We start from the raw sequence: 22038 nt of genomic DNA, 5'->3' as shown, positions 1-22038 counted from the left end.
TGATCGTCGAAGGCTTCAACAACAACGACATCCGGCCGTCCAGCCATGTCGGCCTGACGCCGCAGCTGGTGGAATTTGACGCCCTGCGCAGTGCCGGCCTGAGCATAGGCCAGAACTGGGTCCTGACGGGGGGCAATCTGGTCACCGCCGCCCCCGGCAAAACGGTCAACTATAGATGGTACGCCGGTCGAATGACGAGCAGGCCCTACCCTGACGCCAATTCGAAACTGAAGAAGCTTTATGCCGAACCGGTGGAATACGGCGCCGTCAACCTGATGCCGTCGGATCGCATCAAGCAAGCCAGCAAGGGCGCCATCGGGGCGTTGATCATCGAACCGCAGGGGGCGAAGTGGCAGGAAGACGCCAACATGCGCGCCTCGGCCACGGTCACGCTGGCCAACGGCAAGTTCTTCCGGGAACACGTGCTGCTGTTCCAGGATGACCTGAACCTGCAGCAAAACGGCCTGCCCGTGCCCAATCTTGCCGAATCGGAAGATCCCGAAGACACCGGCCAGAGAGCCTTCAACTACAAAACCGAACCGCTATGGACACGCATGGGCTTTGCGGCGGATACCCCGCTGGAAGTAACGCGCACCTTTGACTTCACCAATGTGCTGGTGGGCGCAGCGGAAACACCGACTTTCCTGGCCAAGGCCGGCGAGCCGGTCCGGCTGCGCGTGCTGCAGGCCGGCGGTCATGCCCGCAACCATGTCTTCCAGCAGCATGGGCACATCTGGCAGGAAGAACCGTTCACCGACGGCTCGACGGTGATCGGCACCAACAGCTTCTCGGAATGGCACGGCTCCCAGGCCGGCATCGGGCCGGGCAGCCATTTCAACTTCCTGTTGGCCAATGGCGCCGGCGGTGTCTTTGCGACGCCCGGCGATTACCTCTACCGGGATCAGGCATCGTTCCAGTTTGACGGCGGATTATGGGGCAAATTACGAGTGCAATAGCATCTCGTAACACGCATCAAGGGTGCGGCCGATGGTCGGCTGCACCCTTTTCCATTTCTGCAGGACTGCAGACAAAACAAGGGCTTTAACCGATAAATTGCTTGATGCCCGCCGTGAAAACTCCTGGGATATTAAGTTTACGAGTGGCCTAACCTCTCCGCGCAACGTCATTTCAAATGGCGTAAACATCACTACCCGACTACTTAATTTTCACAAATTGTAACGCGCCAAATCAGGTACTTCCTGAGTTAAAAATCAGGGTTTCACCTGATATGCACTCTCTAGCTCTACAGATAAAGTCTATCTGCCTTAATGATTTTTTAAGGTATCGCCAAGTGGGAATCGGCCAATGCCGTGATCCATTGGCGCTACCAGGATCAGGCGCTATTCCGGTTTGCCTGCGGATGGCGGAGGATGCGCCGAGCCACGCAATAGAAAGCAGGATAGTCCCGTCTTGCAGGTTAGACAAATGCCTGCCGTCGAGATGAAAAATGCGCTGTTAAAGGAACAGGGATGAATGCAAGAGAAATCATGCTCAGGTCGTGCACACGGGTGATCCGAGCGAGGCTCACGGATATTGAACAAGAATGTTTTAAAAAAATTTAATTATTTATCAAATAATTATGTTTGTTTTTAAAACATAAATTTTATAACTTAGCATTATTGAGGGTTTATATATGTCTCAGAGAGTGCATAACGACAATAATAATGTGATCCACAATCAGGACTTACGCAGTCTGCCTGTTCAACTGCTGAGACAAGCGGCTCTAAAACCTGTGGGGGCGACTTCAGTCGCCCATTCAGATAAAGGGCGACTGCCAACAGTAGGCGCTCTAGGCGAAGTCGCCCCACAGGCTTGCGTAAGTCCTGATAATGATCTTTTTCCCTCGCTAGCAACTCAATCGCATGACCCGAAAAAGCTGCCCGGCAAAACCATAAAGTACCGGGGAAAAGTCAGGCAAAAAGCCATATGCCCGCTTAAGCGGCGGACTCTGGCCGGAGTCGGCCTGATGCTTATGCTGCCATGGATGGGAAGCGCCGCCTGGGCAGCACTGCCAGGCGGCACCTTGGATCCGGCGACAATACCCAAATACGCCAGTCCTTTGTATGTTCCACCCGCAATGCCTAAAGTGCCGTATAAAAGTAATTCTAAAACCGATTATTACGAAATCGCTACGCGCCAGATTTCACAACAGGTTCTTCCGGCTCCGCTGCCTAAAACGAAACTATGGGCATATGGTGCCACCTGTGATTCGAAAACCTTCCATTCTCCTTCCTATGCCATCGAAGCGAAAGTCAACCGGCCGGTACAGGTAAAATGGATCAACGACCTCAAGGATAAAAAAGGAAATTTCCTTCCCCACCTTCTGCCGGTCGATCAAACCGTGCACTGGGCCAATCCTGCCGGAGGCCCGGGAGGACAGGACAGCATGGGCACAAATCCGAATCCGTATACCGGACCAGTGCCTTTGGTTACACATTTACACGGCGCGCATGTCGTTTCGGGAAGCGACGGCTATCCCGAATCGTGGACGCTGCCTGCGGCATCGAATATTCCGACCGGTTATGCGCCACGAGGCTCCCATTGGACACAAATAGACGGGGCCGCCGATGAGGCCGGAGCCGCAACTTATCAATATACCAATGATCAACGCGCCACCCATATGTGGTTCCATGACCATGCCTTAGGCATGACCAGAAACAACGTCTATGCCGGTTTGGCAGGAAATTACTTTTTACGCGGCGGCGCATCGGACCTCCCTAGCGCGTCATTGCCGAAAGGCGCCTACGAAATTCCCCTGATCATCCAGGACCGCGCTTTCAACAGTGACGGCAGCCTTTTTTATCCGGGCGATCGGGCGTTCTTCGAAGGACTGGCCAAGAACGATCTTCAGGTACCCTTCATTCCGGGCAAAACCGCAACGGGCGGCGACAGCGATGTCTCGCCCATCTGGAATCCGGAATATTTTTCTAACGTAATGCTGGTCAATGGCCACAGCTGGCCGAAACTTAACGTCGAGCAGCGCCGTTATCGTTTTCGCATTCTGAATGCATCAGACTCGCGCTTCATGATTCTGAAAATTGCCGGCGACCCGACAGCCCGGCCAGCAACAGAGGCCGTGCCGTTTTGGGTGGTTGGAGGCGATGGCGGATTTCAGACCCAGCCGGCACAATCAGGTTCGCTGCTGATCGGGCCCGCCGAGAGAGCCGATGTGATCGTGGATTTCACCAACGTGGCTAACGGTACTCAGCTTTACCTGATCAATGAAGGCCCTGATGAGCCTTATGGCGGCGGCCAAGGCGGGGTGGATTACGCCTTCTCCGATCCGGACACCACAGGCCAGGTCATGAAGTTTAACGTCGTGAAGGCAACTTCGAAAGACAACTCGGTTCCTCCGCAACAGATAACGGAGCTGTTGCCGGCTGAAAATTTAGGCAACCCTTCAACGATACGCAAGGTTTCCCTCAACGAAATGGAATCCGGAACCGTGTTTGCCAATTACAACACCGATGCCAATGGCAACCTGGTGAATATTATCGAGGACCCTGCCGGTATTCCGTTCGGCCCGACCATTTCCATGCTTGGCACGCTGGATAGCTATGGCGCTCCTGCGCCCTTCCCCTGGATGGACCCGGTTACCGAAAATCCCGGCAACGGCACCACGGAGATATGGGAAGTCTACAACTTCACCGCAGACGCCCACCCTGTCCATATGCACCTGGTAGAGTTCCAGATTGAAAGCCGTGAGCCGCTGCAAACCGACCTGAACGGTATGCCTTTGCTCCCGGCAACACCAATAGGAGGCGCTGCCAGGGGACCGGAAGCCTGGGAATTCGGTTCCAAAGACACAGTGATCGCCTATCCCGGCGAAGTGACGCGCGTAAAAGCCCGATTCGACCGCCCCGGCCTGTATGTCTGGCATTGCCATATTCTGTCTCATGAAGACCACGACATGATGCGCCCCCTCTGCGTGGGCAATCAGGCCGACTGCCCGGTTCCGCTGGCGGACAACTAGGCCAGGGCAGGGATAAGTGTAGCAATTTGTGGAACAAATTACGTGTCGGATATTACCTGAAGCGTATCGGAGTGCCGCCCCGGATGGGCTGCACTCTTTCTCACGCCCACAGTAAAGCCGGCAGTATTTCGCTCCTTCGATAACGGCAATGATAGAAAGACTCTCATAAACGGTAGAAAACAGGATTAGGTGATCTAAAAATGAAAAAAGCTATTTTAAAAATGTGGGGGCGACTGACTTTAGCCGCCCGTTTCAATATAAAAGGCGGCTACAGCCGCCCCCACAAGCTTGCGTAAGCGCTACCTTCAGAATCTATGACCTGCCGACTGCCCGCCATGAAAAACCCTGATAAAACAATAAACGGATTGAACGCGGCCGGCTTTATGCTGTTATCGGCCGTGTTGTTCAGCCCTGCCCTATCGGCCGCGCCGCTGACGGCTTCGGAAACGCGGGGTAAGCAGCTTTACCTGACCGGTGTCGGCCCTTCCGGCAAGCCGGTCAAAGCGCTGGTAGGGTCCGAATCGGCGGAACTGTCGGGGACGGATGTGCCCTGTGCCGGCTGCCATGGCGAGGACGGGCATGGGCGGCCGGAAGGCGGCATCGTTCCAACCGACATCACCTTTGAGCACCTGACCCTGGCCTATGGACACAACCATGACAATGGCAGAAAACATGCCGCTTTCACGGCCGGCACTATCGCCGCGGCCATTGCCGGCGGCCTCGATCCGGCCGGCAACCGGCTGGATTCCGCCATGCCGAGATACGTGTTGTCCGCCAACGACAGCGCCGACCTGATCGCGTACCTGAAACGCCTCTCGACCGATGCCGATCCGGGACTGAGCGAGTCTGTCATCCGGCTGGGCACAGTGCTGCCGATGCGCGGCCCCTTGGCGGGCATGGGCCAGGCCATGAAAGACATGCTGTCGGCTTATTTTGACGAAGTTAATGCGCGAGGCGGCATTTACAATCGCGAGATTCGTCTGGAAGTCGCCGAGTTCACCGGCAGCGCCGATTCGACCATAGAGAATGCGCGCCGTCTGCTCGAAGCCGAACCGGTATTTGCTTTGATAGCGCCGTTCGCCGGTAACCTGGAGCAGGACATTTTATTGCTGAGCGAGAGCCGCAGCGTTCCGCAGATCGGCCCTTACACTCTGTTTCCTGAAGAGAATCCGGCCCGCAGCCGGTCCGCTTTCTATCTGCTGCCGGGCCTTAAAAACGAGGCCCGCGCCATGGTGGATTACGCGGCTGATACATTGCGCCTGAAGAATGCCGCGCCGATGGTCATCGGCCCTGAAAACGCCATGGTCCAAGGCGCGCTCGAAGCTATCGACAAGCAAAGCCGGGCCCGCGGCTTGGGTCCGGCCGGCAAATTCATTTATCCGCAGCGTCAATCCCAGATGTTTGCTGCTGAACTTAAAAGGCGGGCGCCGGGCGTGATTTTCTTTTTTGGCGCCGATGATGAATTGCGCATGTTATTGAAGAGCATCGAGCAATTGAAGCTGAAACCGTACCTGTTTGTCTCCAGCTCACTGACAAGCCCTGGCATGTTTAATGGAGCGCCCGGCAGCCGGATTTTCATATCCCTGTCTCTCGCGCCGCCCGCTCAAGCGAGCGCGGATGAGTTTTTCCGGTTGATCAAACGCAATAATCTTTCAATGCATCATTTAACCGCGCAAGCCGTATCTTACAGTGCAGCCAAGCTGTTGATGGAAGGCCTGCAGAGAACGGGCAGGGACTTAAGCAGGAAAAAACTGATCAATACGCTGGAAACCATTTATCAGTTCGATGCGGGGGTGATACCCCCTCTTTCTTACGGGTCTAACCGACACATAGGTTCAGCGGTGGTTACTATTGTTTCAGCATCCCATGTTTCAGCATCCCAAAATGAGCGTTAGTCCGCCAATTGGACTTGGCGAAACAAATCAGGATTAACAGGATTAAAAGGCCGGTTGTCAGAGCGGGTAATGCCTGCCTCTCCTGCCACTGATATCAATTCCGCTACGTTATGCACATTGAGTTTTTTCATCAGATTAGTCCGGTGCGTCTCCACTGTTTTTAAACTGATGCAAAGGCTGTCCGCCATTTCTTTATTTTTATAACCCTCGGTTATCAATTTAAGCAATTCACGCTCCCGTGTGGTCAGGAGGTTTTGCAAATGGTTGACCGACAGCATTCTTTCCGCCCGAAGATACCGGTTCATGATCGTCGGTAAAATCGCATCCGAAATATAGTAATGACCCGCCAATACGTTTTTTACGGCGGAAACCAATTCTTCCGTCGAGGCGTTCTTCAGCAGATAGCCATCAGCGCCTGCCTGGAATGCGTCGGAAATGCTCGCGCCCGCATCCTTGAACGTGTAGACCAGTACTTTTGTGCCATGCCAGCGCTTCTTGACTTCTTCTATGGCTTCCACGCCGTTCATCTTGGGCATGATCAGGTCCAGCAGCACCAGATCAGGCGGGACGAGCCAGGTTTGCCGAAACAATTCAATGGGATCCCCGGATTGAGAAACAACATTAAACTGCGGTTCCTGAGTCAGTACCGCATACAGACCTGCTCTTATAATCGTTTGATCCTCAACTATTGCAATCTTATACATTTATAATTCTCCACTTCTGACGGGACTTTTTAAAAGCATTGAAGAGAAGATACTTTTAAAAATTTACAACCAATAAATTCTATTGATGCTCGAATAAAATATGTCTCATCAGGCAGACACATGATCAACATGGCCCCCCGCAACCTGGTGTATCAGCGGATAAAAAACGTGACACGTTTCACAAATTTAAAAAATGTTTGTTTTTTTATTCTTTTCTAACTTGACACATTGCGTCATTATGCTAGCGCTTGTGCCAGACGGGATAAATAAGCACTACTACCTAAATATAGATTTTTTCTAATGGATATTTAATTAAAAATTAAATAAATATATGAAATTATTGATATTAACTTAATGGTCCGCGGAAAATTTTAAGGTATTTTTGAGCTGTCATTGATTTATGCCATGAATGAGGCGTGCCGTCCGTGGCGCCATTGTCCCTGCCAAATGCGGGCTTAACCCAGCATTTCCGACTGTTTCGGCCGCCGTCCGTCAGGCTCCATCCAATAAAGATATTCGGCGATGTATTTGGGATTACCCAGGGCCGGGCATGTTCCCCAGCGCTCCAGCGGCTCGATGCCGTATTTGACGACGCCTATGTGCTGGGTTTTGTCCTGGTCCAGTATCGGGTCCGAGAAAGCAAAACCCAGTTGTCTGCGCAGCAGTTCGATGTCATTTTTTTTGCCTGTCAGGAACTTCCATCCCGGCCCGACCCTGAAGAGCTCGGCATAGGCTTTCAGCGCTGACGGCGTGTCATGTTCCGGCTCCAGCGTGATCGAATACATGAAGATATCGCGCCCTACCCTATCGCCGAATTCTCTCTGCACCTTTCTCAGATTCGCGGTCATGCCCGGACAGATATCGTCGCAACGCGCGTACATGAAATTGATGAGTACGGTTTTGTCCTTGATCAGGTCGTCGTAGAACCGCACGGCCTCGCCCTCATGCGTAATCAGCGGCACATTCGGAAAGGATTTTTTGCGGCGCTCGGCCCGGTCCATTCTGGCCGGGTGAAAATCGCCTTGGGCGATAGCGGCGGAAGGCAAGGTGTTCAATGCGGCTATGCCGAGAGAAGCACCGGTCAGCTTTTTGATAAAATCTCTTTTGTTCATGGTTTTATCCTCGCTCAGTCGCGTTACTTGCCGGCCTTGGAATCATCGGGCGGCACGATGCGGAAACGAATCATCATGGCATGGTCTTCATGCACGACGTTGTGGCAGTGCAAGGGATAGTCGCCGTACCAGTCGCGGAATTGTATGTAGTAGCTGACCTCGCCCGACCCCGACGAGCCCACGGCGCCATCGCCGATTCTTACTACGTCCTTGCGGGACTTGTCATCGATCGCCAGGTTCTCGGCCTTGCCGTTGCGGCTGAGCAGTTGAAATTCCTCATGATGCGTATGCACCGGATGAGACCAGCCGCCGCTCGAATTCAGCGTCCATCGCTCCGCCGAACCCTCTGCCGGATAGGCGCTGATTCTGGAGGGATCGAATAACCTGCTGTTGACTGTCCAGGCGCCATTGCTTGAATCGAATTTGAAGGTCCGGTTGACCTTGATGGGATTGGTTCTGGCCGGCAGCGGCACCATGACCTGAGACTGGAGCGTACTCAACGGCGCGCTTTCATCGATGACCGGATCGCCGGACACGATGAACTTAAGGAGCTGCGTCTTGCTGCCGGAAGGCAGAAGCTTGCCGGAAGTGCCCTTGCCGTTGAGCTGTTCCAGCCGGTTTTCCAGATAAATCACGGTACCGGGCGCATATTGGCTGAAATCGACGATCACGTCCCCCCTTTCGGCTACGCCCAGCCGTACGCTGGAGACGACTTGCGCCTTGGGCAGCAGATTGCCGTCATTGGCGATGCGCGTGAACTTGGCGCCATTGCTCAGAAACAGTTCGATGAACCGCGACGGCCCGGCATCCAGGCAACGGAAACGGTATTTGCAGCGTTTGACATACATATAGGGCTTGATCTTGAAGTTGACCGTCTGCATGTCGCCGACGATGCCTTCCAGATTGAAGGTATCGAAGAACATCTGTCCGGTCTGGTCGAAGACCTTGTCGGTAAACAGCAGAGGGACATCGTATTCGCCGCTGGGCAGCCTCAGGCCGGTCGTTTCATCGCCGGTATCGAGGTTGATGTCATTGCTGAACAGCGTGTAGAACGAGGCCATGCCTTTATAGACGTTGGCGGCTGTAAAGTCGAAGCGGTGGTCGTGAAACCACAGCGTGCTTTGCGTTTCCCGCCAGTCGCCCGGACACCAGGCGTCATTGTACCAGGTGCCGTTCTTGTGCGTGCTGGCGAAGCCCGCCCGAATGTTTGGATACCAGTAATCCCACCATTCGCCGGAATCGAAGAACCGGGTCGGCCCGCCGTCGGATTCAGGGGGATTGTGGGCGTTATGCAGATGCGGCGAGCACTGATTGATGCCGAATCCCTGGTTTTCCTTGTCATCCTTGGGCAAGCCGTTGTACATGCGCATGAGTATAGGCTCGCCGTAATGGGCATTGATGCGCAGCACGCCGACCGCGTCCGAATTCAGGTCGATATAAGTCCAGACTTTGGAATTGAATGCCGGGTATTCTTGCGCCGAATAAAAATTCCAGTCGATTTCCCTGACCATCAGTTCATATTTCGTGCAGGCGTCCAGGCCGCCCAACTCGTTCCAGCGCTGGTGCGCCTCGTCGCGCGCTTCCTCGAAATCGTCGAAATCATTTTTTCCCGGATTCCAAAGCGTGTGCTTTTCGCCGCATTTGCCTTCTTCCGGCGAAGGGCCGGTAAAAGAGCCGACCGATTGGCAGGCTTTCGGGATCGGCAGCGGCTCCGTCCAGGGCTTCCTACAGGGGGGACTGATCAATCCATTATCCGCCGCCATAGCCAGATTAGGCAGAAAATGGCGACCTCCGATCGCTGTCAGGCCGCCCACGCCGGCCGTCAATCCCATCTTGAACAATTCCCGCCGGCTGATGCCGGCTTTCTGAATATCGTTAACCTCCTGCATATACCGGGCTATGGCCTTTTCGCGCTGGCTGTAATTCGTTACTTTGACTGTTTTCTTAAACATGACACGCCTTCCCCATCTTTATTTTTGAAAAACCGCGCAAAGAAATTGTGTTTCAGTGCTTTTCTTTTTGCCCAACACTCAACAGTAAGTCCAGATGCTGTTTTGCCGTTCAGTCTTAAAAACCGGCCCCGCCAGGGGCCGGTTTCCGATTCCCTGCGCTTATTTGGGCGCAACAGCGATGTTTTCCCGCTTGGCGCTTGTCGCCGAGGAAATCAGGCTAATCGGCGTCCTGCAGGCTGGTCCCGGTCTTAACCGGACTTCCCAGGTACCGTTAGGCACGCCGGCAACAACAGGGGCGGCCGCCCCCAGTTTGTTGGCGCTCAGATCGGCCGGCACAGATGCCGTCAGATACAACTGGATGCTGTTATTGGTCTGCACCGAGCTGGTGCCGGCCACGCGCCATTCGCCCGCCGTGGTGCTGATGACCTTGCACTGTGATGTGGTTATCTGGATATTCTCAGGATTGACGACCGTCACCGCGACATGCGCTGTCGGCGAAATCTGGCCGTTGTCGTTGGCTACCGTGTAATCGAAGCCGAAGTTGCCTGTCGCGGCGCCGGCCGTGAAAGTCACCTTGCCGGTGGCATCGGCAGCCGCCGTGCCGCCGGTGACGTTGGATAACGTTACCGAGGCCGGATTCAGCGTGCCGCCATTGCCCGAATCGTTGGCCAGCACGTCGATCACTACCGGCTGGCTGACAGCCACATTGACTGGGCCATCGGGATTAACGATCGGCGCAGGACCTGCTGCGGACGGAATAACCGTGACCGTCACCGTCGCCGCATTGGACTGGCCGACGCTGTTCGATGCCGTATATTGGAAAGTCACGATGCCATTGACGGAACCCGGCGTGTAGATGATTTTCGCGCCATTAACGGACGCAGTTCCAGAACCGGCCGGTATCGCAGGCCCGACCAGTTGCAAGGACGTGATGGGCGCTGCCGTATTGACGATGTCATTCTCGGCAACCTGAATTTCGACTGCCGCGCCATTCGCTTCCGCCGTTGCACTGTCATCCAGCGCCAGCGGCACGCCAGGCCCGGGTATATTGGCGCCTGTCGCCTGATTGCGCGTTACGGGGAATGTCCCGCTGCCGTTGGCAGACGACAGAACGGTGACAGTATCCGGCGGCGTGCCTATTCCCGTAGCCGTCAGTATCATTTCGGCGGGATCGTTGGCGTTGTTGGCGGCCACTGCCGTATGGCCAGGGTATTTATTCTCGTCGAGGCTTAGTTTTGGCGGCAAATCGGTTCCGAAGCCTTTATCGCTGCTGGTTGCCGTTACGGTCAGCGTATCCGTGTTGTAATCGTAATTTGCCGAAGCCGCTGTCACGATGTCGACGGCATCCTTTGTGACCTTGCTGGGTGGCGTGTCGGCACTGTTGATGACCGATACGGGACCAGGCAAGGCGCCGCTGGGATCCACCAGGCCCTGAGTATAGAATTGGCCGAGGCCAGCCGGGGCGAATTGAATCATCTTGACAGGCTTTATATTTGCCGCCGCCGCTGTCAGCGAGGGATTGGGCTGGCTGGGCAATGCCTTGATATTGCGGGCGTAGACATCGACCTGCGTACCGTCCGCATCGCGCTTATAAAAGCTGTTGTAGATTTCCAGCGGGCTGGGAATCGGATTTGCCACAAAATCGTGCAGGCGGCCCATCAGGCTGAACTGGTCGGAACGAATACACGTACCGTTAGCGCCCTGGTCGCCCAATATGATGGACGTGCCGTCTGCACGGACGCCGCAGATCTCGAAATAATTGGTGCCGAAAGGACTGCCGGTGACAAATTCCGTGGCAGCCCCATCCGACAGGAATTGAGCGCCGTTAACCGTGACCGGTCCGAGCGGGGCGCCCAGGCTGTCGGCTCGCTGCAGGAAAGGCCCGACACGGCTTTTGAGCGCGCCATCAAATATGCCGCGCGCCACGCCGACGTCTTCGCTGAAGACGATGTCGCGATTGCCGGCGGAAACGGAATCAACCGGAAAGGTTTCAACGCCGTAAGGGTGCGTCACGGTATAAGTGCCAGGTTCGGGAACGCCGGCAAATACGCGGATACGTGTAAATGTTATTTGATCGCCTACGACTACGGGGCCTACAGAAAATGCCGCTTCCAGCGCCGTAACCAGCGTGGCGCGCTTGCCTGCCGGCATGTCCATCACGGATGTGGCATTGAAGTAAAACGCTTCATCGGGGAAGTTGTTCGGGAAGCTGTAAGGCGGATCGGGCAAGCCGGGCCCGACCAGTAAACAGGCATTCTGCTGCGCAGCGCCGGGGTCATTGGCGTCCGGCAAACACAAATCCAGAACTGTGCCGTTCAGATCCTGATACCAAAGGGGAAAGCCATATCCCGGCGGCGATGGCACGTTACTAGGCCCGACCCTGGCCAGGTCGGCCTGTGCGGAGAAGCCCGCCGCAGCGAGCGCGACTGCAATAGCTGTGTGTCTCATTTTCATGTTTAAACCTCATTGTAGGATTTACTTTCATTAGGCGGTAATCCATGAACTGCTGTATGAAAATTATTTCTTGTATCGATAATCCTCATCCATTCCTCAACTGAAGCCGCCTAGTTAATGTCCGGCATGGGCATCAGGCAGGCTCGTCAAGGGCCGCAATGGCAGCCAGACTGAGCTGCTCTCGATCACAGCGTATAACAAAAGCAAATCAAACAAACTCGGGTGAACACCTGAAATTGAGTCAGGCAAATACCTGATTATAAAAAGCGGGATTTAACTTTTAATTCGAGGGAAAGCGCTCGCAGGCAGGATACTCAACAAATTGAAATGATTGAATTTTCCATAAGGAATGACAAATGCCTCAATCATGGCGAAGCACCGGACAAACGCATCGATACCAAGCCATCGACAACCTCGCGCGGCAATAAAGGGAGATGACGAAAAAAGCCGAACCCTCTTCAATCCCGCAAGTTTTCACAGCCTCGCTCCCGGCAGCGGCAGGCTTTGCATCAGACGGGATGAGACGCCCATGCGTGACAGCAGGGATAAAAAAACCGCCGTGCCGGATTGTCAGATTCGACCATCCGGCACGGCGGCTTATTTTCCTACCGTCGCTCTAAAGCGGCTTTACTATCTCCTTACGGTGACAGGGACGGTTATTTTGCCGCCGCCTGACGAAACGACAGTGATAGTCGTATTGTTTCCTAACGGGGCGTTGCCGCGGCTGTCGAATTTCCATCTGCCGCGCTGGTCCGCCGCCGCAGTGCCGATAACGGTTCCCGTCTCGGATGAACCGACATGGATGGTGACGGTGGTATTGGCCCCCGAAGTGCCTCTGATCGACCAGCGGACGGCCCTCGTCCTGAAATCGGCTGTGATCACTGTCACCTGATCGGTTACGGCGACGGGATTGACCGTGATCGTCACGGTGGCCGTGGCTGTCAGGCTGCCGTCGGAAACGGTGTACTGGAACGCGTCGGTGCCGGTAAAGCCGGCATTTGGCGTATAAGTGACACTGTTGGCGTTAAAGTTTACCGTACCATTGGCAGGGGATGATGCGATGGCCGCTACGGTCAGATTGTCGCCGTCTATATCGCTGTCATTGCCCAGCACAGAAACAGTGACCGGGGTGCCGGCAGTGGTCGTCGCCGCGTCATTGACCGCGACCGGGTTATCGTTGACCGCTGTCACGGTAACTGTGATCGTGGCAGTGGCCGTGAGGTTGCCGTCGGAAATGCTATAAGTGAAAGCGTCTGTGCCATTGAAGTTGGCATTGGGCGTATAGCTGACCGTATTATCCGGATTGATGGCCGCTGTCCCATTCACAGGCGGATTGACTGATGTCAGAGTCAGCGCGTTGCCGTCCGCATCGCTGTCGTTGGCGAGCACCGCAATATTCGCCGGCGTATCCTCGGCCGTTGCCGCCTCATCGTCCACGGCCACCGGAGCGGCATTCGAGCCGATGACATCGATCGTCACGGTTGCCGGGCCAGACGAGTTGCCGTTACCGTCCTGCGCTGTATAAGTAAAGCTGTCCTGTCCGATAAAGCCGGTATTGGGCGTATAGGCGAATGAGCCGTCCGGATTCAGGGCAAGCGTGCCGTTACTGACATTGGCAGCCAAAACAGCGGTCAGCGCTGTCCCATCAGGATTACTATCATTCCCCAGCACACCGGGCGCGGGAATCTCGAGCAGGGTATTCTGCGATGTGCTGTAAGCATCGTTGACGGCTACCGGCTGTGCCGCTCCCACAATGGTGACATTCTCGATGTCCGATCCGCCGGCCGTCGAGATCACCCTGACTTTGGAAGGCGCAGCCGTTATATCGGGAACCGTCAGGCTGCCATTGCTCAGATTGCCGAATCCGAATGCCGTGAGTGTCGGCGGATTGAGCAGATCGCTGGAAACGGCTTCTATGGTCATGGTTTTCAATTGCAGATTATATTCCGCACGCGTAATGTCGACCTTGTCGGTCAACAGGCTCAGCAACCGGGTAGGTGTCTTGCCTGAGCTGTTGGCCGTCACACTGACCACTCGGGGCAATATGGCGGCATCTTCCAGCAGCAGACTGGAATAAAACAGGCCGTTGCCATCGCCGGTCAGCGGATTTTCTCCGGCCGGCAGATTCGCGCCGCCGCTGACGGTTACATTGGCCGCTGCATCCGAGGTGGCAAAGATATCCACCTGACCGGCGCTGTTGGCCTGACGGGCGTAGGTGGTTCGGGTGGTCACCAGCGCGGCCGGTTCAACTTGCGTGAAAACCTTGCCGGAAACGTTAAATAAATTGGTCTGCACGCTGCTGGTGCTGCCATCATTGTCGCTATCGCCCGGGTCGATAGCGAGCGGCGTCACACCGTTCAGCGCCACGGCTTCGATGCGGAAGAAATTGGTGTCGCAAGGGCTCCCCGTCACAGTATGGGGTATGGCCGGATCGCCGATGTATTGCCCGCCCTGCGCGTCGGTGATCGGCAGTCCGGAATCCCATTGCAGAATCGGCCCGATGCGGCCCTGATGCACGGAATTGGCGGCAAACGAGAAATCGAAGCTCTCGTTGACGGCCCGTCTGGCCGGCGTTTCGATCGTATAGACTTCGCGGCCCCAGGGATGGGTTACCGTGTAGATGCCGGCCTGCGGAATATCGATGCGGATTCGCAGGCGCGTAAACGGAAACTGGTCGCCGTCCCTGGGGGTTTCGGTCAAAAAAGCGGCCTCGACGCCGGTGATCAGGCGCGCATCAATGCCGGCGGACGTAGTCAATCTGGCATCGGCTGACGCCCAGAAGCCCTCGGCGCCGAAACCGATCTGCTCAGAGAAGACATTGCCTGGAATCACCGGATCGGAGATGCATAGGTTCGGGTCCAGGCACATTTCCACGGTCAGCCCGCTGGAATCCTGAACCGATAAAGGAAAACCGTTTTGCGGGTTAATGGGGCCGATGTTCATGGGCGTCGCCCCTTCGATCGGACAGCCGCCGGGAATTGCGTGGGCGCTCTGAGCGCAGGCAAACAGCGCGAAGGCGGCGACAATACTCGTATTAAGCCTTGAATTCATGAGGTTTCTCCGTGTTTTTTATCAGTCGTTGCAAGTGTCGGCATAACTCGGTTATTGCCGCACCTTCACCGGACGATGGTTATGTCTTCGCTGTCTGTTCCCCCTTTTGCCGAGGTCACGGTGACTTTCGCAGGCGGCGCTGTCACATTGCTGAATGTGCCGCTGCCGTTGGTCAGGTCGCCGAACCCGAAGACCGTGAGGACAGGACTCGTTGCCTTGTCGCTGGAGTTCGCCTGGATGGTCAGGGTCTGTGATGTCACGTTATATTCGGCCTTGGTAATATTCACGGCATCGGTGAGCAGGTTGATATGCGAGGCGTTGGCATTGCCGCTGTTCTTGGCGCTGACTTCCACTGAATCCGGCAACACGCTGGCGTCCACTGGAATGCTCTTGAAAAACAGGCCTTGTCCGTTGCCATCCAGCGGTACGTCATCCGGGGGCAGATTGGGCTCCCCTCTCACCGTGACTTCGGCTAATGGCGCCGAGGTGACAAACGCGTTCACTTGCCCTTCATCGCCGATCTCGCGGGTATAGCTGGTGCGGTCGACCACTAACGGCGCCGGCGCGTTGCCGCTGAAAAGCTTGCCGGAAACGTTAAATAAGTTGGTCTGCACGCTGCTGGTGCCGCCTATGCCGTCGCTGTCGCCCGGGTCGATAGCGAGCGGCGTCACGCCGTCCAGATCAACAGCCTCGATGCGGAAGAAATTGGTGCCGCAAGGGCTGCCCGTCACAGCATGGGGTATGGCCGGATCGCCGATATATTGCCCGCCCTGCGCGTCGGTGATCGGCAGTCCGGCGTCCCAGCGCAGAATCGGCGCGATGCGGCCCTGATGCACGGAGTTGGCGGCGAACTCGATATCAAAGCTGTCGTTGACGGCGCGCACGCCCGGCGTGTCGATTGTGTATACCTCCTGCCCCCAGGGATGCGTCACGGTATAAATGCCGGCCTGCGGAACATCGATGCGGATGCGCAGGCGCGTAAACGGAAACTGCTGGCCGGCAGCCGGGGTTTCGGCCACGAAGGCGGCCTCGACGCCGGATATCAAATGCGCATCAATGCCGGCGGTCGTGGTAATAATCGCATCGGCTGCCGCCCAGAAGCCCTCGGCGCCAAAGCCGATCAATTCCGAAAATGCATTCCCTGGAATCACCGGATCGGAGATGCACAGCGTCGGATGCAGGCATATTTCCACAGTCAGTCCGGTGGAGTCCTGAACATAGAGCGGAAAACCGCTGTCCGGGGAATTGTTGAGAGGACCGATATTCATGGGCGTCGCCCCTTCAATCGGACAGCCGCCGGTTATCGCCTGCGCTGTCTGAAAAAAACTGAACGGCAACAGTACGAGAGGAAGAAAAATAGTACGCCTTGATTTCATAATTTTTTCTCCAAGCTTTTCGAAAGATGCGAATGACGAAAAAGGCACCCGAATTCCTTTACCTAAAGATAAGGACGTAGAGGTTTAAAGTGGTTAGGCGGCGGTTTCATAATCGTAATCATGAAACTGGAATTGTTGCGTCCTTTAACGCTTGCTCAAGCATATTAAAGGCGAAGAAAATACGCTATCAGGTGAAAACTGTATTTGGCGCTGAAAAATACCTGACTAAAAATTAAGGTACATTGCAGCGGAATGGAAATCGTGTGGAGATTTATTGAGCCAGGCGGGCAGCCATACCTTGATATAACTGATTTGGCAGAGGCCTTTTTTATTTTTGTCGGCCGGGCTGGCCGATAGGGTGTCAAACCGGTCTTCATGCAATGTCCGGCACTCATTACATGACGGGTTCTGCAGGCGTAAAGTCGGATGAAACCGATCCTGCACTCATCGTTTAAGATATAAAATCAGGCTTTATATAAGTTCACTGTTGGAACTGATTATCAGCTGGTTCAGCGCTGTTTCACAGTTTTTGGCAGCGGACCGGCATACACAAACGGAATTGAATTTCAGCTATTTGGGGCTTCCAAAAGGTTATCGGCCGGCTTATTGACAGCCAGCACCAGCTCGGTGCGCTGCTTTTCCAGAATCAGCAATTCAATTTCGCGGCGCAGATACTCGTCCGATTTTTCAGTGGCTTCGAAACGTTTCTGCTGCTCCTTGACTTCGGCCCTCAGCTGCATATCTTTCAGGCGCGCTTCGTACTCAATCTTGTCCGCCTGCAGCTTCTGCTGCGCATTGTTCCTTTGCTGCTGCTGGTGTTCCTGCGCCTTGAGCTCGGCTTCGAGATCCATCTGCTGCAGGCGCTGCTGCTGTTTAAGGTTCTCGATATGCATTTTTTCCTTGGCTTCGTTCCAGCGCGCCTGCTGCTTTTCGGATTCCCTGATTTCGGCGTCCAGCGCCTTTTCCTTCAAGCGCGCGTTATGCGACAGTTGATTGAGCTGGTTTTGCTGTTCGACCTCGTGCAGCAGCGCCTGGCGCTTTTCCTGCTCCTCGATTTCGGCCCGCCATGCCATCTCTTTCAGGGCATTTTCGTGCCTGATTTTTTCCGCATGCAGGCGCTTTTCAATGTCGAATTGCTCGGTCTGCAGCTTTTCCTGGTCCTTCAGGCGCAACTGCTGGTTTTCAGCGTCCTGAATGGCTTTCAGCCTTCGCAGTTCCTCTTCCCTGTTCAGCTGCTGCAGTTGCTGTTGTTCATGCAGCAGTTTCTGATTGTCCAGTTCCTGCGCCTGGCGCTGCTTTTCCTGCGCCTGTTTTTCCCGGAACTCGAAATTCTTTTTAACCACGTTCAGATAGACGGACTCCTGCGCAAACCGGCCGTCCAGCGTCAGCGCCGCATCGTCAGGGAACTCTTCGAAAGAGGGCTTCAACGTGCAGAAAGTCCGGCATTGAATATCGCGGATCATCAATAGCTCATTAACGGCCTGGGCTATCTTTTGCTCTGTGCTCCTCAAGCCTGTCTGTATCCAGGCGCCGTCGTCCAGATTCAGCAATTCCCTGTCGACGACATCCCTGACCAGGCCTTCATAAGCCGCTTGGATATGCTGGTTGATGTCAGGCAACAGCTCCCAGTTAGCGGCCGCGTACTTGATTGAGGCCTGAAAGCGAATATCGAGCCGCGACGCTATGGTGCAGAAGCCGTCATAGAGTTTGTTATCGGCCGTTAAGGACCAGTCGGCTATCGTGAGCGGATAGACGGTATGGTAAAAGCGCTTGACGAATTTCTCGGGCCGGCTGAACAGCTTGCTGTAAAAGCCGAGCCGGGAGTGAACGATGCGCCGCTCGGCATCAAAACCGGGGTCCCAGCTCTCCTGCCCGGCAATGTCCTGGCCGGAATCGAAACCGCCCAGCCATTTTTCCAGATCGGTGTTTTCATTATTCATTGGCGGCCTGCTGCACTGCTTCAAGTTTAACGTTGGATTCAGCCTTGATGGCGCGGATTTTTTCGCCCATGCGCTGGGCGATCAGCGGATACAGGTTGGGCGCGAACTCGACGGTTCGGGCATCGACCTTGCGCAGAAAGCCGCGGCTTAGCAACAAGCCGACGGCAAACATCCTAGACCAGTCGGAATAGCGCCTGGCCCGCTCCAGCTCGCTTTTCTCGATCACCATTTCAAGCTCGTCGTTTTCATTGATTCTGAATTCGGTGAATTGCCGGAGGCATTCGAACACCAGTTCCTCCTCCTGATCGGTCAACGGCCCGGGCGCCGTCATCTCCAGCCGGTACGACAGCAATACCGTAAAAAACTCGATCATGGAGGCGCAGACGAACGCAAACGGGGAAAAATCCTTCCACATCAGGAAAGACGGCTGTACGCCCTGCACAAACTGCGCGTAAGACATCACCGCAGGCGCTTCGGGCACGGCATGGCCCAGACCGGTCGCAAGCTGGTTGAATTTAAGCTGCACGTCGTTAAGGCTGGACAGCACGGTCTGATAGGCGCCGCTTTCATCCTGCCCGAGACTCACCTGCCTGAGGCCGGCCTGCAGCTTGCGCATATCGTCGTCAAGCTGCCGGAATCCCTGCTCCAGCTGGGCTGACTGCTGCGCTTTAGCCTGATAAAGCTCATTGTAATGCTTCCAGAACGGCCCCTCGCCTACCTGATTTCTATACTCGGCAGCAATCTGCGGATGCGTGCCGAAATAGGCTTGCGAAACTTCCCTGGACGCCAGTTCCAGTTGTGCGCGCTGCTGCTCGAGAATCCCGGTTTTTACGGCCAGGATTTTGTTCAGGTAATGATTAACGTCATCCCTCACCTGATTCAGCCGCTCGATATGCAGGTTGTCCTTTTCCGATATTTCGTAAAATTGAAAATAAGAAAATGAAACCGAGGCGGCAATCGCCGTCAGCAGGGAAGCTAATACGCTGATATAGCGAATCCGGTTGGCTTTCCAGTGGATGCCGGCAATTTCCAGCGAACAGATGACGATGATGGACTGAATCGCCACGGTGATGATCAAGGCGATCCACGGCGTGATGAAATGCGACATGCCGTAGTAAGTCGTAAATCCAGAGGCCAGACTCAGCAATAGAACAATCGGGATTGTCCATATCCTCAACAGGCCGACGAACAGTGTCTGGATACGGTTGATGATGCCGCCGGTGCCGCCGGAGCCCATGACGCGAAAATTATTCAGGTTCATTCCTCACACCTTGATTAATCTTACCGATGCGAGAATTTGCAGGATATTTTTCAGCTGTTTTCATATCGGTATTTATATGGCAGGTTATTGTTAGTCGGCTTCAGATAAAAGCCTTTATGCCTGTATTTCAATATGTTAAGTACGAATACTTATAGCCGGCTTTGAGCCGTGCGGTCAAGATAATATTTAAGGCGCTTGCTTCTTGGGGAAAGAATGCTTTGCAGATACGCATCGCGTACCTTTTGAAGTTTGGTTCATCGAAAAACTTTGAAAATGGTACGCGATGCGTACCTTACGGCTGAAATTCGCCTTCTCATGTAAAACTTCATAGGGTCGGCTTGGTACAATGTTAAATTAGCCACTGGAAAAACACTCAACATTACATATGGACATTATATTTAAAGAATACGGCCGGGTTGTCTGGCAGAAAAAGTGGTATTTCCTGTTATCGCTGTCTGCTTTAGCCTGCGCCGTTGTGCTGGAGCTTTCGGCTCCCCTCTATTACAAAAACATCGCCAACGGGTTGGCGACGCCCTACTCCGACGCGACCCTGGTTTTTTTGCTGGATAACCTGAAGACGATCGCGTTGATCTACGCCTGCATCTGGCTGTCATGGCGCCTGCTCGAAGTCGCGATCGTGCCGCTCGACGGCGGCGGCGTCAATTTGCTGGAAAAACGCTGTTTCGAGGTGCTGAAAAAGCAGAAATACGCCTTTTTCGAGAACAGCTTTTCAGGCGGCCTGATCAAGCAGGCCAACCGCTTTTCAAGGTCTTTTGAAATCATCATGGACTGGTTCCTGTTCCAGTTCTTCATGAACATTGTCGCGATCGCGATCTCGTTCGTGATCTTCTACCGGCAGCAGCCGCAGTTCGCGATTTATTTCCTGGCCTGGGTGGTGCTGTTCGTGGCCTGGAACATCGGCTATTCGGTCTGGAAACTGCGCTTCGACAAAGCCGTGGCCAAGGGCGATTCGAAAGTCGGCGGCGCTTTTTCGGACGCCATCAGCAATATCTTCATCGTCAAAAGCTTTGCCCTGGAAGCCAGGGAGCAGGCTCAGATCAACCAGGCTTCGGATTTCGTCTACCGCAAGAAGAAAATCGCCTGGATATTGATGTTCGTCTCCTTTGCCGTACAAGGCCTGATGACCTTCGGCATCGAGCTGCTGCTGGTTTATCTGATGATCCGGAAATGGCAGGCCGGAAACTTCCAAGTCGGCGAATTCGTGCTGTTCCAATCGATCATGCTCATGCTGATCCAGCGCCTGTGGGAATTCGGGCGCAATTTCCGCAATTTTTTCACTGCGCTGGCCGATGCCTCCGAGATGGCCGATGTGTTCAGGCAAAATGACCTGGAAATCGATGCCTCCGACGCCAAGCCGCTGAAGATCACTAAAGGCGCAATCCGCTTTGATGACATCGGCTTTAGCTATAACCCGGCGAACCCTGACCAGCCGAAGCTGTTCGAGAACTTCTCGCTGTCCATCAAGGCCGGCGAGAAAGTCGCCCTGGTCGGGCCGTCCGGTTCCGGCAAATCATCGTTGACCAAACTGCTGTTCCGCTTTCTCGACCCGCAGCAAGGCACGCTGTCTTTCGACGGCATGCCCGCCAAAGCCTTTACGCTGCCTGCCCTGCGCCAGCAGATTTCCATGGTGCCGCAGCAGCCGGAGCTCTTCCACCGCTCGGTGCGGGACAATATCACGCTGGGTGAAGATATCCCGAAAGAACGCTTGATCGACGCGGCCCGGAAATCGCGCAGCCTGGAATTCATCGAGAAACTGCCCAATGGATTCGATACGCTGGTGGGCGAGCGCGGCGTCAAGCTGTCCGGCGGCGAAAAGCAGCGCATCGCCATTGCCCGGGCGTTTCTCGAAGATGCGCCCGTCGTCGTGCTGGACGAGGCCACCAGCGCGCTCGATTCGCTGACCGAAAAACAGATCCAGGTGGCCATTTTTGAGCTGATCGAGAACAAGACCGCCATCGTGATCGCGCACCGGCTGTCCACGATATTGAACATGGACCGTATCGTCGTCCTGGACAAAGGCAACATCATCGAACAGGGCACGCACGAGCAGCTGCTCGCCTTGAAAGGCAAGTATTACGCCATGTGGCAGCATCAGAGCGGAGATTTTCTGGGAGAGTGAGCTGCAAGTTTTCACCAAACAATCCAGGGCAAACAGGACACAGCATTAGCAGCACAGCCGGACGGGGCATGTTGCCCCGTCCGAAACATTTGACGCTGGTTAAGTGCAATTCCTTAGTTCAGATATTACAGAAACGTTAGGAACGGGGTTACAAACCCCGTTCCGCTTCAGTCGCCCCCA

12 protein-coding genes are annotated in these 22038 nt (G+C 54.9%); 4 read left to right on the top strand and 8 right to left on the bottom strand.

Features of this window, described 5'->3' with window-relative positions; all coding sequences use genetic code 11:
- The first annotated feature begins 191 nt into the window (after positions 1–191).
- From V2P20_RS13790 to V2P20_RS13780, 3 genes are all read left to right on the top strand, one after another.
- Positions 192–956: a hypothetical protein gene (locus V2P20_RS13790; RefSeq protein WP_331819253.1), complete on the top strand. Its 765-nt coding sequence runs from the start codon at positions 192–194 to the stop codon at positions 954–956.
- A gap of 677 nt (positions 957–1633) precedes the next feature.
- Positions 1634–3973 carry a multicopper oxidase gene (locus V2P20_RS13785; protein WP_331819252.1) on the top strand — a complete coding sequence of 780 codons (2340 nt, stop codon included), beginning with the start codon at positions 1634–1636 and terminating at the stop codon, positions 3971–3973.
- A 335-nt stretch (positions 3974–4308) separates the two neighbouring features.
- Complete coding sequence (locus V2P20_RS13780) at positions 4309–5868, top strand: ABC transporter substrate-binding protein (RefSeq protein ID WP_331819251.1); 1560 nt, start codon at positions 4309–4311, stop codon at positions 5866–5868.
- On the opposite strand, the gene V2P20_RS13775 is transcribed toward V2P20_RS13780, so the two are convergent.
- The 8 genes from V2P20_RS13775 to V2P20_RS13740 form a co-directional block, all read right to left on the bottom strand.
- Complete coding sequence (locus tag V2P20_RS13775; RefSeq protein WP_331819250.1) at positions 5865–6572, bottom strand: response regulator transcription factor; 708 nt, start codon at positions 6570–6572, stop codon at positions 5865–5867. The genes V2P20_RS13780 and V2P20_RS13775 overlap by 4 nt on opposite strands.
- A 455-nt stretch (positions 6573–7027) precedes the next feature.
- Positions 7028–7684, bottom strand: coding sequence for an SCO family protein (locus V2P20_RS13770; protein WP_331819248.1), 657 nt, complete (start codon positions 7682–7684; stop codon positions 7028–7030).
- 23 nt (positions 7685–7707) lie between these two features.
- Positions 7708–9636: a multicopper oxidase domain-containing protein gene (locus V2P20_RS13765; protein WP_331819247.1), complete on the bottom strand. Its 1929-nt coding sequence runs from the start codon at positions 9634–9636 to the stop codon at positions 7708–7710.
- Between the two features lie 159 nt (positions 9637–9795).
- Positions 9796–12090 (bottom strand): hypothetical protein, encoded by a 2295-nt coding sequence (locus V2P20_RS13760; RefSeq protein WP_331819245.1) that lies wholly within the window; start codon positions 12088–12090, stop codon positions 9796–9798.
- 630 nt (positions 12091–12720) lie between these two features.
- Positions 12721–15141, bottom strand: a complete 2421-nt coding sequence (locus V2P20_RS13755) for a cadherin-like domain-containing protein (protein WP_331819243.1) — start codon at positions 15139–15141, stop codon at positions 12721–12723.
- Between the two features lie 65 nt (positions 15142–15206).
- Positions 15207–16517, bottom strand: coding sequence for a hypothetical protein (locus V2P20_RS13750; RefSeq protein WP_331819241.1), 1311 nt, complete (start codon positions 16515–16517; stop codon positions 15207–15209).
- A 566-nt stretch (positions 16518–17083) separates the two neighbouring features.
- A complete protein-coding gene (locus V2P20_RS13745; protein ID WP_331819240.1) occupies positions 17084–18457 on the bottom strand; it encodes a hypothetical protein in 1374 nt (457 codons plus the stop codon).
- Positions 18450–19718 carry a hypothetical protein gene (locus V2P20_RS13740; protein ID WP_331819238.1) on the bottom strand — a complete coding sequence of 423 codons (1269 nt, stop codon included), beginning with the start codon at positions 19716–19718 and terminating at the stop codon, positions 18450–18452. The genes V2P20_RS13745 and V2P20_RS13740 overlap by 8 nt, the downstream gene beginning before the upstream one ends.
- Positions 19719–20103: 385 nt before the next feature.
- Here V2P20_RS13740 and V2P20_RS13735 point away from each other — a divergent pair, with 385 nt between their 5' ends.
- Complete coding sequence (locus V2P20_RS13735) at positions 20104–21858, top strand: ABC transporter ATP-binding protein (RefSeq protein WP_331819236.1); 1755 nt, start codon at positions 20104–20106, stop codon at positions 21856–21858.
- The last annotated feature ends 180 nt before the right edge of the window (positions 21859–22038 follow it).

Origin of the sequence: Methylobacter sp. Wu1, assembly GCF_036553575.1 — a bacterium.
Taxonomy (GTDB): domain Bacteria; phylum Pseudomonadota; class Gammaproteobacteria; order Methylococcales; family Methylomonadaceae; genus Methylobacter.
Note: the sequence above shows the minus strand (reverse complement) of the source record. Positions and strands in the feature narration are given on the sequence as shown.